Genomic DNA, 15,338 nt, shown 5'->3' with positions numbered 1-15,338 from the left:
TAATTGAACAAAAACTAGTGTCTAACAAATAAGCGTGTTGAAATCGCTGTTAATCTACATTTTACTACTGCTGATCAATTACTCTTAGAACCTCCCTTGTAAGGAATTATGTTTACATACACAATTAATGGCCGTTTAATTGAGCAAATGTTCATAAAAAAACATTTATAATAAATTTTCTCAAGTATGTAAAATATAAGGACATTAATGAACACAAGAGGGCGGACTCATTTTGGAAAATTATTCGAACAATAACACTGCAAGAAGATATAAGGCACATGTCAGTATTCTAGGCACTACCCAAATACATTTAAGAAATCCTTATATTATTGCATGGTGGTCAGTATCTTTTCCTGGATTTGGTCATTTGCTGTTGTCGAAGTATATAAGAGGATTCCTCTTATTTGCATGGGAAGTAGTTATAAATTTAAAGGCACATGTAAACCTAGCAATGATCTATTCTTTTCAGGGGAACATCCCCATGGCAAAAGAGGTATTAGATACTCGCTGGCTGCTAATTTATATACCAGTCTATATTTTTGCCATATGGGATAGTTATCGCACAACAGTTGATTTGAATAACGTTTATATACTTACTGAAAGAGAAGATCATGAAATAAACTCCTTTAGTATAGGTGCATTAGAAATCAATTATTTGGATAAAAGAAGTCCTATCCAAGCCGTATTATGGTCATTATTCATGCCTGGATTAGGGCAACTATACATTCATAGAATCGTTGCAGCTTTCATGATCATCATTTGGAGTGTCGTATTCTTTTACTACTCTCACATGTTAGAAGGCATATCTTGGATTTTTTTAGGGGAAATAGAAAGGGCGACTAACGTACTAAAACCTGAGTGGTTACTTATGTTTCCTTCTGTATATGGTTTCGCTATATTTGATGCGTATACGAATACTGTAGAAAATAATAAGCTTTACGAAAAAGAACAGAGGCGTTTCCTAAAGAATCAGTATCAAGTCAAAACATTTCGAATTCTGAAAGGAAAAAAGATTGTATGAGTATGCAATTGTTTTCAACTTTTGAAAATAACATGTTTTTAGAAATCGCTATATCAAATTTAGAAAAAATTGGCATAAAAAAAGAAAATATATATGCTGTCCCCCTTGATAATCGAGAAGAAAGCAGAAAGATATTTGATACGTTGCACCGGTCAGACGGAATTTCTCTTATTGATATTGCCATGCCTTTAGCAACAGCATTTGCTGTCATCACGTCTAGCATCGGTTTTGAACTTAAGTGGGGACCAATCTATTGGGGATTAATCGGTGCGATTGGTGGATTTATTATTGGACTACTGATTCGGTTGTTTATTGTCTTAATGAGCAATAAAAAACAGCAAAGATTAAAGGGAAAACAATCCGAAGTCATTCTAATTGTTGAGTGTGACGAAACAAAGGGTGAGGCCGTAGAAAAAATACTCTGGGAGCATTTTGCTTTAGGATTAGCCAAAGTAAAAAGTTGATATCACATTATGCTTATTCAATTTCAATTATAGTGGACGAAGCCGCTTATATATAGTTCAAGTCTAGGAGCATTAATGGAATAAGAAGTTCATGAAGATATAAAAACCCAGAACCATTAGGATCTGGGTTTTAGTGTTTAAATACAGCACTAATTACAGTGTTATTTCAATACCTACTTTAGGTGTGATTTAAGTTTTTCCCGCCCTAATCGTAAGCCTTTAAGAGATCATAATTCCATTGCAAGGAATGTTGTTTCAGAAAGGCTGTTTTCGTAAACTTTGTGGCTATTGAATAGATAAAGCGAGTAGTAGTTGATTTCAGCTCCAGGTGCTCGCTTTCCGCGGGGCGCATGCCCTGTGGGGTCTCAATGTCTAGCTCCGGGCTTAGAGGCTCGAGGTCATAAGTCAATTCTGCCAAAAAGGCAAAAAGCGCATTTCCGGCAGAATCGCCTTATGCTTGTCGCCCCTGAACAAAGCCCCTACGCTTTTCGTATCTTCCCGCATTTCCCGCAGGAGCCGAGCACCTGCAGCGAGAATCAACTTTCTTAGCCTGAGGTTCTTGCTATAGACTAATATTAATACCATATACGGTTGAAAAACAGCATTTTTAAAAGTGTGTAGTGGTTAATTGAACTTGAATTATAGCAAGACAGCTTCTTTCGATTGTTTTTTGTCACCATTAAGCTCTGTCACTTAAAACTCTTATAGGTGGTGAGGGGAAATGCGTAGACTCCTGCGGAAGAACGGGCGTGCCGAGACCCCGGAAGCGAAGCTGAGGAGGCTCGGCCGAACGTCCGCGGAAAGCGAAGCAGTTCCCCTCACTACCTGGCACACACTGGTTGACAGAGCCATAGAGAGAAGCAAATCTTTGCAATAACAACCTTTTATATATAGGATTAAACAAACGATTTAGAAATAGATTTAATAAGAGGCACATACTAAAAAACTAGTTTTAAAGAGAATGAAGGAGGAAGTATATGAGTAATAAATGGGAAGATGCCATTCATTCTCTTTCTCAAGTGACGGTCATGTCTAATCCAAACAATGAGCCTGTAACCATTTTTGGTGGTGATGATAGCCTTAGGTGTGTCGGGGTGGGGACTGATGCAGCGGTTTTTCAATCTGTTTATTCACCGGAATATGCCTTTAAACTGTATGCCGAAGACAAAATAGCCAAAATAAAAATTGAAGAAAAAGTTTACAGTTTAATAGGAGAATCTCCTTTTTTCTCAACGTGCTTTGCTGCAAATGATAAATATCTCGTATTAAGCTATGAGGAAGGAATCACCCTCTATGACTGCTTGCTACAAGGCGTTCATATCCCGGAACAAGTGGTTAGAGACGTGGAAGAAGCGAGAGAATACGTCCGTCAAAAAGGGCTCAATCCTAGAGACATTCATTTGAAAAATATATTGCTTCAAGACGGACGGGCAAAAATTATTGATGTATCTGAATACGTCCAGCCTGGAAACGACTTCAGGTGGGAGCATTTAAAAAAAGGATATGATGAGCATTATCATTTAATCGATGGGAAATCAGTACCGTTCTGGTTACTAGAGACCATCCGCAAATGGTATAACCAATGGAACAAACATTTTGCATCCTACGAAGAATTTATGAAGGGTGTGTTGAAGTTTACATCATTTAAAAAATAGAATTTTTTAGAGAGCCTGACCTTCAGAACTAACGTGAGGTCAGGTTTTTTAATGGAAGAAGATAGATGTACCAAAAAGAGGCTGGGACAAAACTCTAATCACCTCTATTGATATCCGTGCAAGACTTCCCTTTCCGCGGGTAGCCCGTGAGCCTCCTCGTCACTGGGTTCCTGCGGGGTCTCACATTAGCTACTCTTCCCGCAGGAGTCTTCGTCTTGCACTCCAATCAACCGCTTGAATGAACGAATATCTAACTGAACATTTAAACTAAAAACCCGAAAAATTTTGCCAGGTGAATCGCAAATTTTTTCGGGTTTTACGTAGGCTAAATCACTTATGTTCCAGTTAAACTAGCGATTGTCCTTCACAGAACTTCTTTCCACTAACTCAGTTGTCAACTTATAATATGGATCGACTTCTTCTTTCGCCAGCTTCTGGAAGATCAGATGAACGGCTAAGGCACCTGCTTCGTATTTCGGCTGCCTCATGGTAGTAAGGGGAGGCGAAACATACTCAGACAGTTGAATATCATCGAATCCAATAATAGAAATGTCTTCTGGAACGTTGATTTTTTTTTCTGAAAGAGCTTGTAATCCACCAATGGCCATTTCATCGTTTGCGTAAAAAATAGCTTGGGGGATATCTTGCTGAGCAATGAGCATTTTGGTTGCTTTATATCCACCTTCACGTGTGAACCCACCTGAGGTTTTCCATTTAGAGCGATAGTGGATTCCGTGTTTTTCAAGGGCCTCTTTATACCCTTTGAAACGTAGTTCATTATCATGGGAATTATACGGACCACTGATATACGCGATATCTTTATGGCCTTTTTCAATGAGGTGTTCTGTTGCTTGAAAGGCTCCTTCCACATTGTCCACTTCCACTTGTAAAACAAAGTCGTTTTGAATATCCCGGTCTAATACAACGATAGGAAATCCTTCTCTTGTAGATTCCATGATGGTTTCATCTGTGATGTTATGAGCTAAAATAATCACACCGTCGACTCGTTTTTCTTTCAAAAATTTAATCGCAGTCGATTGTGCTCCTCCAATAGAGCTGCATGCGATAAGATCATAGCCGTTTGTGGAGGTTACATCCTGAACGCCTTTAATCAATTCAGAATAGTAAGGACCTGATAAATCACTTAGAATCAAGGCAATGGTATTCGTACTGGTCCGTTTTAAATCAGATGCAAGTCCGTTCTTTTGATAGTTCAATTGTTTTGCTGCATCTAATACTTTCTTTCTTGTTTCTTCACTTACTTTGGTGCTGTTATTTAAAGCGTAGGAGGCCGTGGAAACGGCTACTCCTGAAAGCTTTGCTACATCTTTAATGGTTGCCATGTATTCACATCCTATGCTTGCTATACAAATAGCAGTTGCTCTCCGGTAATAAGTCTGAGTATTCTGTACTACTCTTATTATACCGTTATGTTCCTTCAATTACAGGCTTCAGAACGAGAAAATCATTCCTTCATTGCATAAACGACGGCTTCGTAGGGTCTCAATGTAAGGGAAGCAGGGTGAGTGTTCGAATCATCATAATTACTGATAATGAGAGTGGCATTGGAATCGCTTATTTCTTTCGGCAATCTAAATTCTGTTTCTTCTTCATAAAAATTTGCCACTACAAGTAATGTTTCATTCTGATAGCGTCGAACGTAAGAGAAGATCTCCTTGTGTTCTTTTAATAGAAGTTCGTACTCACCATAAACGATAATGTCGAGTTTCTTTCGTAGTTCAATTAGTTTTTTATAGTGATAAAAGATGGATTGCTTGTTTTGAAGAGAAGCTTCGGCATTGATTGCCTTATAATTAGGGTTCACTTCAATCCAAGGCTTTCCTTCCGTAAATCCAGCATTCTGTTCCGTATCCCATTGAAAAGGGGTTCTCGCATTATCTCGTCCCTTGACTTGAATCGATTGCATAATCGTGTCGTGGGGGACCCCTTCATCTCTTTTTTCCCTATAATAATTCAATGTTTCAATATCTTTATAGTCGTTGATGGTATCGAATTGAATATTCGTCATGCCGATTTCTTCCCCCTGATAGATATAGGGAGTGCCTTGCATCATATGAAGGACGGTGGCAAGCATTTTAGCTGATTCTACTCGATATTCTCCATCATTTCCAAAGCGAGATACAATTCGTGGTTGATCATGGTTGTTCCAATACAAACTATTCCAGCCCTTGTCGTGAAGAGCCGTTTGCCAATGACTGAGAGTGTTTTTTAAATCTAACAGGTCTAATGGTTTTAGCTCCCATTTTCCTTTTCCTTGAACTTCATCAAGGGACATATGTTGAAAGGTGAATACCATATCTAATTCATTTCTGCCTGGCCCTGTAAATTGCTTGGCGATCTCAGTAGTGGCAGATGGTGTTTCTCCAACGGTCATCACATTGTATTTCGAAAGAACATTCTCGTTCATTTCCTGTAAATACTCATGGAGCTTCGGTCCGTTTGGGATAATGTTTTGATCAATTTCTTTTCCGATAAGATCAATGACATCCATTCGGAATCCGCTTATTCCTTTATCCAGCCAAAAGCTCATCATGTTGTACAAGTGCTCTCGTACTTCCTTGTGATGAAGGTTAAGATCCGGTTGCTTTTTACTAAATAAATGAAAGTAGTATTGATCCGTTTCTTCATCATACTCCCAAGCTGAGCCGCTGAAGATGGAGGTTAGCTCACTTGGAGGTCCGTCCCTCCCGTCTCGCCAAATGTAGAAGTCGCGATAGGGGTTGTTTTTGGATTTGCGGGATTCGATGAACCATGGGTGTTCGTCGGATGTATGGTTGATGACGAGATCCATGATGATATGGATGTTTCTTTTTTTTGCTTCTTTAATGAGTTGTTCCATGTCTTCCATCGTCCCGAATTCTTCATGAATACGGTAATAATCACTGATGTCGTATCCGTTGTCATCGTTGGGGGATTCGTAGACAGGACTTAACCATATAACATCAATACCAAGAAAAGCTAGATAATCTAGCTTTTCAATGATACCTTGTATGTCTCCGATCCCGTCTCCATTGTGATCATGGAAACTTCTTGGATAGATTTGATAAACTGTCGACTTATGCCACCATTTCTGTTCCATCGTCATCATTATTTAATCCCCGACATGGTGAATCCTTCAACGATATACTTCTGGAAGAAGGAAAAGATGATGATAATAGGAACCACCATGAAGGCAGCACCAGCCATTTGTAAGCCGAAGTTATTTGCATATTGTCCTTGAAGCAAAGAAAGTCCTACTGATAGGGTATAGAGGCTTTCGTCATTAGCAATGATTAACGGCCATAAGAAGCTATTCCAAGCACCAATAAACGTTAGAATTCCTTGTACAGCAAAGATTGGCTTTGCAATCGGAACAATTAGTTTAAAGAAGATGTAGAATTCTCCTGCTCCATCTAAACGAGCCGCTTCAATTAAGTCAGTTGGAATCGTGGTCATAAACTGCCTAAATAGAAAGATACTAAATGCTGCTGCCAGACCCGGCAGGATAATCCCGGCCATTGTATTCGTTAAGCCCATTTCATTTAAAATCAAATAAACTGGAATCATCGTAACTTGTGCAGGAATCATCATAGTGGCTAACACAAGGTAAAAGATTTTATCCTTCCCTTTAAAATGAAACTTGGCAAATCCATAACCAGCCATAGCATTAAAGAATAATCCTAAAAAGGAAAATAAGACGATCACAAGGGTATTTCTTAAATACACCCCAAAGTTCATGCTTTCAAATAAGTTAAAATAGTTTTCCAATGTAGGATTCTCTGGGAACAAGGTAGGTGGGATTTGCAAGACTTCACTTTCAGGCTTGAATGAGCTTGAAATCATCCATATGAAAGGAATGGACACCAGGATTCCACCAAGAATCATGAGTAAGGTAACTAGCGTTTTTTCGGTTTTTCGTTTCATTGTATTTGCTTTCATTGTTTCAGCCCCGATACTAATAAATTTTCAGACTTAATATTCTGTATCAGATTTTCTAAGCTTGAATTGAAATAACGTAATAAGAATGATAAAGATAAATAAAATAAAGGAACCAGCTGCAGCATAACCAAATTCACTAAATTGGAAGCCTTTTTTGTAGATGAATAGGGCCATTGAGATTGTCCCATCTAATGGACCACCGTTTGTCATTACAAATGGTTCTTCGAAGAATTGTAACCAACCAATTAAGGTGGTAATCGTGACGAAGAAAGTTGCGTATCTCAATAATGGGATCGTTACATTAAATAATACCTGCAATCGATTGGCCCCATCCATTTCAGCAGCCTCGTAATAGGATTTTGGAATTCCTTGTAATGCAGCAAGGAAAATGATCATATTGATTCCGATTCCCTTCCATACGGCTAAAACAATCAACGATAGTTTCGCAATCGTTGGCTCTCCTAACCAAGGAATTTTATCCACATCCAATAGTGATAATAGGTAGTTAAATAATCCGTACTCTGTGTTGTAAAGAAATCCCCAAATCACTGCAACGGCAATGATGTTTGTGATAGAAGGCATGTAGTATACGCCCCGAAACACTTTGAACAACGAGCTTGTTCCGTAGTTCAGCAATAAGGCGATTCCCAATGAGAATATAATGACAAGGGGAACACCGATAACAACATAAAACAATGTATTGATGATCGACTTATGAAATAAATCATCCGTTATCAACTTTGAATAATTCTCAAATCCGATGAAACTGATGTTGGACCAATCGGCTAGGCCTTTTAAGTCAAGGTCTGTAAAGCTTATAAAGAATGCTACTATGATCGGAATGATACTAAAGACAGTCAATATAATAACCGCAGGAGCTATAAACACATATGGATGTTTATTGTTTTTATTGAATTTAAATCCATTGCCCATGATATCCCACCTAACTAAAACTACGCTTCGTAAAGGTCAGCTTGCTAAAAATGGAGCTCAGGCAAAGGTGTGATCCATATGCCTGTAACTCCAAATGTACTTTACTATAACTTCATAATAGAAGCGTTTGTTTCATTTATTTTCGTCTTGAATGATTCTGTTTACTCTTCTACCATTTCTTGTGCTTTTTTATTAAACTGCTCTAATTCTTTGTCTAAGTCAGCGTCGCCAACAGTTACTCTTTCAATCGTTGAAAGGAATTCCTGTGCAATTTTTTCAAACTCTTTAATTTGAGGAGATGCTTTAGTAGATTTCAGCTGTTCTCCAAAAACAGATAATAGAGGATCGTCCTTTAATTTAGGCTCTTCCCATGCTTCTTTTCTTGATGGAAGGGTATTAGACATTTCCAGCCATTCCATTTGTGTGTCCACTTCATTTACGAAAGAAATAAACTTAAGTGATTCATCTACATTCTCTGAATTATGGAAGATAGAGAAGTTGGCTCCACCCATGCTTGAAGTGTTCTTTTCTTTCTTCGGCATAACAGCTACTGCCCATTTATCCTTAAGATCAGGAGCCTGGTCATTAATGATATTAATCATCCATGGACCACTGAAGAACATTGGCTTCACGCCGTCTTTAAACGCTTGGACAATATCCATTCCTTCAGTAGTAGGGCTGATTCCTTCTTTAAAATAGCTTGTATAGTATTCCATTGCTTCTTTAAATTCAGGACTATCGAAATTCATCTTATCTTTACCTTCAAATTCATATCCATTTTGCCAAGCAAAGATAAACGGTGTGATTTGGTCGTTGCGGTCGATATCAAGACCGTACACGTCGTCGCCTCTGTCGTTTAACTTCTTCGCTGCATCTTTCATTTCATCCCAAGTAGCAGGGGCTTTATCGTATCCTGCTTCTTTTAATAAATCTGTACGGTAGTAAAGAACACGAGTGTCAATATACCAAGGTATACCAACAACTTGATCATCATATGTCATAGAGTCTGCTGAACCTGCGAAATAATTCTCAGGTTTGAAATCCGGATAATCCTTTAAGTAAGGAGTTAGATCAAGTAGTGCACCTGCATCTGCAAATTCCGGCACCCAAGTTGTTCCTAATTGAAGAACATCAGGACCATTTTTTGACGCCACAGCAGTTAACAGTTTGTCATGAGCTGTTTCCCAAGGAATTGCTTGTACCTTTACATTAATATCTGTGTTTTCTTTTTCAAATTTGTCAGCAAGTTTACTAAGCTTTTTACCTTCTTCACCCATTGCCCAAACTGTGATTGTTTTCTTCCCATCCTCTGAGTCGCTTCCGCCACCACAACCTGCTAATACAGTAGATAACGCAAGTACACAAATCATTAAGAAAGACCATGTTTTCTTTTTCATACCTTCATCTCCATTTCTATTAGTTTAAAACCCTATTAAAAAATTTTGAATCAGTGCTGATAAGATTTATTGTCCTGAAAAGGATACCAGGAAAATAAATATTTAAACTTATCAACTATTATTGAAACGTTTCGATGACTATATTATAATCAAACATGAATACGCTTTCAATACTTTTCTGAAAAATACTAGATTTTTAAGTTATTTACCAAATGATACCTATAATTTTTTGACTGTTAAGATTGGTTTATCAAGGTTTTTGTTGGGTTGATAGATTGATAATATTAAGTTGACGGGTTCATCATTTACCTTTATAATTCTTTTCAACTGTTAATCGAAACGTTTCAATTTAAGCAAGAAAACCTTAATTTGGAGGTTCTACCAATGAATGAAAATAAACTCACTGTATTACTTGGTCAAATGACCTTGGATGAAAAAATTGCTCAGCTTACACAGCTGGCGACTCCTTTCTTTAAAGGGGCAAGTGATCAAGGGCAAATTACAGGTCCTATGGTTAATATGGGCATAGACGAAGAAGTTGTGATGAATAGTGGCTCCGTTCTTGGTGCGTCAGGTGCAAAGGAAATAATTAATATTCAGCGCACTCATATAGAAGAAAATAGACTGGGTATTCCTTTGTTATTTATGTCTGATATTGTTCACGGTTTTAAAACCATCTTTCCTGTTCCTCTTGGGATTGGTTGTTCTTGGGACTTGGAATTAACGGAAAAGAGCGCAGAAATTGCTGCTAAAGAAGCGTCAGTATCAGGTGTTCACGTCACGTTTGCTCCAATGGTAGACCTCGTTCGGGATCCTCGTTGGGGGAGAGTGATGGAGTCAACCGGTGAAGATTCCTATTTAAACAGCCAATTTGCCAGGGCTTATGTAAGAGGGTTTCAAGGAAGCGATTTAACTCATGATCTCCATCGTGTTGCAGCATGCGTCAAGCATTTTGCCGCCTATGGAGCAGCTGAAGGGGGTCGTGATTATAACACGGTTGATATGTCAGAGAGAGAACTTCGTGAAACCTATCTTCCGGCCTATAAAGCAGCACTAGCTGAAGGCTGTGAAATGGTGATGGCTGCTTTTAATACAGTACTTGGTATTCCTGCCACGGGAAACAAGAAGCTCATGCGTTCTATTCTGAGAGAAGAAATGAACTTTAATGGTGTTCTTATTTCCGACTGGGGAGCTGTAAAAGAAATGATTCCCCACGGTGTAGCAGAGGATGAAAAGGAAGCGGCCCTTAAATCCATTACAGCAGGTATTGATATCGAAATGATGACAGCCACCTACGTGAACTATTTAAAAGAACTGGTAGCCGAAAAAGTAGTGGATGAAACAATAATCGACGAAGCCGTTTTACGTATATTAGAACTTAAAGAAAGGCTTGGGTTGTTCGAAAATCCTTATCGTGGTGCAGATGAGAAGCTTGAACAAGAAATTGTGATGAGCGCAGAACACCGTGATATTGCCCGTAAGCTAGCTGTTAAGTCTTGTGTGCTATTAAAAAATGAGAACGTTTTACCTTTAAATAAGAAACAGAAGATTTCACTCATTGGTCCCTTTGCTCAAAGTGGCGATATCTTAGGTCCGTGGTCATGGTTAGGGTCTAAAGAAGACGCAGTGACGTTAAGGGAAGGAATGAAAATGAAAGTGGAGTCATCTCAGCTTACATTAGCAAAAGGGTCTGGGATTGAAACGGTTTCAGAAGAGCAATTGCATGAAGCAGAGAGAGTGGCGAAAGACGCAGATTTGATCGTCCTTGCACTTGGAGAGGATTCTGAAATGAGTGGAGAAGCTGGGTGTAGAGCGAATATTAAACTACCAGATGCTCAACTCAAATTGATTCAGCATTTGAAGAAACTGAACAAGCCAATGGTAGCCGTTCTTTTCAATGGTAGACCACTCGATTTACATGGTGTGATTGACCAAGTAGATGGGGTACTGGAAGCTTGGTATCCTGGAACAGAAGGTGGAGCCGCGGTTGCTGACCTATTATATGGAGATGAAAATCCATCAGGAAGACTATCAATGTCATTTCCATTTAGTGTTGGACAGGTTCCTGTTTACTATAATCACTTCAATACAGGGCGACCAAAAGGTGCACCAGATGCACAGGTGCGCTATGTCTCACAATACCTGGATATACCGAACGATCCCTTGTTTCCATTTGGATTTGGTTTAGGTTACACATCATTTTTTTATAGTGAAATGGCGATATCAGAAGAAGTGATGACACCAGACCAACCGATAACAGTCTCTGTTACCGTAACCAATAATGGTTCCAGGGAAGGGGAAGAAACCGTGCAGCTTTATATACGGGATGTGAGTGGCGAAGTGGTTAGACCTTTAAAAGAGCTAAAGGATTTTGAGAAAGTGGTCCTTGAACCAGGAGAATCAAAGAAGTTGACCTTTACCCTTACAGAACCACAGCTTCGCTATCATCATTCAGATTTACAATTTGAAAGTGACCCAGGGAAATTCATTGCCTATGTTGGTCCAAATAGTAAAGAAGGAACGGAACAATCCTTCACATTAGTAAAATAGACGAAAAGAGGGGAATAGAATGAATTCAACACATACCATTACATCCGGTGATCTTCAATTCATCTTTTTAAATAGTGGCGATCTTTTTGAAATAAAGCATACATCTACCATGATCAATCAATTGTTGACGAATCCAATCGATGGTTCGTTAAACAATCTTTACTTACGAATCTATCAACCATCAGGAATAGAATTTGTTCCATTGACCGGGGTTCAATCTGCTAGCAAGGTTCAATTTTCTGCATCACAAGTGAAGTGGTCAGGAAATCATGAGGAACTTTCCTATGAAGTAACGTTTACTTTATCACAAAACGGAACTTGGTTCTGGGATGTTATGGTAGATGGACAGGATGTAGAGATAGATGTGATTTATGGACAGGATCTTGGATTGGCAGATAAAGGCGGTGTCCGCTCAAATGAAGCCTATATGTCTCAATACATTGATCACAAAGTGTTTGAAGATGAACAAAAAGGATATGTCTTCTGTTCTCGCCAAAATCAGCCACAGACGAGTGGCTTCCCCTATATGCAACAGGGATCCATGGGAAAGACAGTCGGATATTCAACCGACGGGTTCCAATTTTTTGGTCTATCCTATAAGGAAACAAATAAACCAGAAATTTTAACAAAGCCTTCATTAGCAAACGAAATCTATCAATATGAATTTGCCTATACGGCCCTACAATCAGAAAAAGTTCGATTATCAGGAGAAAATCATTTTGTTTTCTACGGCCTATTTAAAGAGAATCATTCGGATGCCATCACGAATTTGGAATTCCAACAGGAGATCAAAAATGCTTGGGAGCAAACGCAGGAGCTAAAAGAAAACTTCCCACCTCCTCTGGAAAAAGTGGCTTTATCACCGGAAATGGGTGAGCCTTTGAAAACAGAAGAAATGTCTAAAGAAGACATAGAAGCTCTCTTTCCAGAGCGTCACACGGAAGAGTGGGATGGTAACCAATTACTTTCCTTCTTTACCAACACTCACGAGCATATTGTCTTGAAAGAAAAAGAGCTTGTTGTGGAACGCCCCCACGGACATATTCTTATGTCTGGTGGAAATCACGAGCTTAAAGAAGGAACAATGACGTCCACTTCCTTTATGTATGGAGTATTTAACTCCCAGTTGGTAATAGGAAATACATCCTTTAACAAGATGCTGACGAATACGCGTAATCATTTAAATGTCATGAAAACATCGGGTCAACGCATTTATGTTGAAATCGAGGGAGTATATCGATTATTAACGATGCCTTCCCTGTTTGAACTGGGATTTAATTATGCCCGTTGGTACTATAAAACAAAAACCGATACCATCGTTATCACTAATTATACGACGGTTGATTCTCCTGAAGTACAACTGAATGTACGCTCTAAGGATGGAAAACAGTACCGTTATCTTGTGACAAATCAAATGACGATGAACAATAATGAATATGAAGTCCCTTATACAATTGATCAAGATGGGGACATCTTGTCTATATCTGCTAATGCTCAATCTGAAAGCAGCGAAACATACCCAAATCTTTCTTATAAGATTAAAGTAGATGGAGCAGAATTGACCGTAGAAAACGAAGGGAAATTGGCTCATCATGTAAAAGAGGGGAGTGCCTCTCTATGTGTACTGGATTTAACTGCCTCATCAGAATGGAACATGACCATTCAAGGTCTTCTTCACGGAGAAGAAAGAGAGTTTGAAAAACGTGACATGAAAGCTGAAATCGAACGTTATCGTCAGTACTATCATCAGGTGATGAATGGATTTTCACTTTCTCAAAATGGTGAGGTTCCAGGTGAGTTGGCCAAAGTCAATTCACTGGCATGGTGGTACACACACAATATGCTTGTCCATTTCTCCGTGCCACATGGATTGGAGCAATACGGCGGAGCAGCTTGGGGAACCCGCGATGTGTGCCAGGGACCAACTGAGTACTTTATGGCCACTCACAACTACAAAAGTGTAAAAGATATCATCAAAACCGTTTATTCTCATCAATATGAAGACAACGGAAATTGGCCACAATGGTTCATGTTTGACCGCTACTTTAACATTCAGCAGGATGATAGCCATGGTGACATTATTGTTTGGCCGTTAAAAGTAGTGAGTGACTATATTAAAGCAACAAATGATTACAGCATTTTGGAGGAAGAAATTCCATATACCATCCGTGATGGCTTTGGTTTTTCTGAGGGGAAAGAAACGTTATTACACCATATTCAGAAAGAAATCGACTATATTAAAGAACATTTCTTGCACGATACACACCTGTCATCCTACGGGGATGGAGATTGGGACGACACCCTTCAACCAGCCAATTCACAACTTAAAAAGTATATGGCAAGTAGCTGGACGGTAGCTCTGACCTATCAAGTATTAAATCAGCTGGCTAACATTCTCCATGGAGTGCGTAATGAAGAAGCGTCAGAGTTCAAAGCCCTTGCATCAGGAATTCAGACAGATTTTAACCGTTATATTTTGCAAAATGATGTTATTCCAGGCTTTGTTTATATGGAAGATCCAGCTCATGCAGAATTAATGCTTCACCCGACTGACACTAAAACGGGTATTGAGTATCGACTTCTGCCAATGAACCGCAGTATTATTTCAGAATTATTTACTAAGGAACAAGCAGAATCCCATTACAAATTAGTGAAGGAGCATCTCTATTGTCCTGACGGAGTTCGATTAATGAACCGTCCTGCCAATTATAAAGGTGGAGTAAGCACACACTTCAAGCGAGCGGAGCAAGCTGCGAATTTCGGAAGAGAAATTGGCCTCCAATACGTTCACGCCCACATTCGATTTGTCGAAGCCATGGCGAAGCTTGGAAATAAGGAAGAAGTGTGGAAGGGTCTTGAAATCATTAATCCTGTTGGGTTAAAAGAAGTAGTGCCAAACGCTGAAAGAAGACAAAGTAATTCTTACTTCAGTAGCTCAGATGGTAAATTTAACACTCGATATGAAGCACAAGAACGCTTTAGCGAGCTGAGGGATGGAACTGTCCCTGTAAAAGGAGGATGGAGAATCTACTCCAGCGGACCGGGAATCTACATGAACCAATTAATCACCAACTGCCTGGGAATTCGCCAAGAAGGACAAGATCTCATCATCGATCCTGTTCTCCCAGAGAAGTTTGATGGTTTAACCTTTGAGTTTAAGTTTATGAACCGTCCTGTAACATTCATTTACCACCTAAACCGAGAAACGGAATTAATCAAAGTGAATGGTGAAGTAATATCCGTTGATTCCATTTCCAACCGATATCGTACAAGTGGTATGAGAATGAAACGCGACGTTCTAGAGAATGCATTAAATGAGGACTCTAATAGAATTGAAGTGTTTATCTAGTTGAATAGTGATAAAGAAGGAGCAAACTTT

The 15,338-nt window shown here is 39.0% G+C and carries 10 protein-coding genes; 5 read left to right on the top strand and 5 right to left on the bottom strand.

The genetic code is table 11. The annotated features are described in order from the left end of the window. Positions 1-232 precede the first annotated feature (232 nt). The 3 genes from IQI_RS18060 (at position 233) to IQI_RS18050 (ending at position 3,140) form a co-directional block, all read left to right on the top strand. A complete protein-coding gene (locus IQI_RS18060) occupies positions 233-1,021 on the top strand; it encodes a hypothetical protein (RefSeq protein ID WP_064094066.1) in 789 nt (262 codons plus the stop codon). A 2-nt stretch (positions 1,022-1,023) separates the two neighbouring features. Beyond that, the gene (locus IQI_RS18055) at positions 1,024-1,485 is read left to right on the top strand and encodes a hypothetical protein (protein WP_064094445.1); all 462 of its coding nucleotides are present in this window, start codon (positions 1,024-1,026) and stop codon (positions 1,483-1,485) included. 977 nt (positions 1,486-2,462) lie between these two features. Further along, positions 2,463-3,140, top strand: a complete 678-nt coding sequence (locus IQI_RS18050; protein WP_064094065.1) for a hypothetical protein — start codon at positions 2,463-2,465, stop codon at positions 3,138-3,140. 350 nt (positions 3,141-3,490) lie between these two features. Here the strand turns inward: IQI_RS18050 and IQI_RS18045 are convergent, their stop codons facing one another. The 5 genes from IQI_RS18045 to IQI_RS18025 all read right to left on the bottom strand — a co-directional run bounded on the left by IQI_RS18045 (position 3,491) and on the right by IQI_RS18025 (position 9,409). Beyond that, entirely contained in the window at positions 3,491-4,483 is a 993-nt protein-coding gene (locus tag IQI_RS18045; RefSeq protein WP_064094064.1) for a LacI family DNA-binding transcriptional regulator, read from the bottom strand. 122 nt (positions 4,484-4,605) lie between these two features. After that, entirely contained in the window at positions 4,606-6,240 is a 1,635-nt protein-coding gene (locus tag IQI_RS18040; protein ID WP_064094444.1) for a glycoside hydrolase family 13 protein, read from the bottom strand. An 8-nt stretch (positions 6,241-6,248) separates the two neighbouring features. Further along, positions 6,249-7,079, bottom strand: a complete 831-nt coding sequence (locus IQI_RS18035) for a carbohydrate ABC transporter permease (protein WP_064094063.1) — start codon at positions 7,077-7,079, stop codon at positions 6,249-6,251. Positions 7,080-7,112: 33 nt separating this feature from the next. Further along, positions 7,113-8,012: a carbohydrate ABC transporter permease gene (locus IQI_RS18030; protein WP_064094062.1), complete on the bottom strand. Its 900-nt coding sequence runs from the start codon at positions 8,010-8,012 to the stop codon at positions 7,113-7,115. A 161-nt stretch (positions 8,013-8,173) separates the two neighbouring features. Then, entirely contained in the window at positions 8,174-9,409 is a 1,236-nt protein-coding gene (locus IQI_RS18025) for a sugar ABC transporter substrate-binding protein (protein ID WP_064094061.1), read from the bottom strand. A gap of 384 nt (positions 9,410-9,793) precedes the next feature. Between IQI_RS18025 and IQI_RS18020 the strand changes: the two genes are divergently transcribed. Continuing rightward, complete coding sequence (locus IQI_RS18020) at positions 9,794-11,959, top strand: glycoside hydrolase family 3 N-terminal domain-containing protein (RefSeq protein ID WP_064094060.1); 2,166 nt, start codon at positions 9,794-9,796, stop codon at positions 11,957-11,959. 19 nt (positions 11,960-11,978) lie between these two features. Then, on the top strand, positions 11,979-15,308 hold the full coding sequence (locus IQI_RS18015; protein WP_064094059.1) for a GH36-type glycosyl hydrolase domain-containing protein: 3,330 nt from the start codon (positions 11,979-11,981) through the stop codon (positions 15,306-15,308). The last annotated feature ends 30 nt before the right edge of the window (positions 15,309-15,338 follow it).

The organism is Rossellomorea aquimaris TF-12 (assembly GCF_001648555.1).
Lineage (GTDB): Bacteria > Bacillota > Bacilli > Bacillales > Bacillaceae_B > Rossellomorea > Rossellomorea aquimaris.
This window is presented reverse-complemented; position numbering and strand designations above follow the sequence as displayed.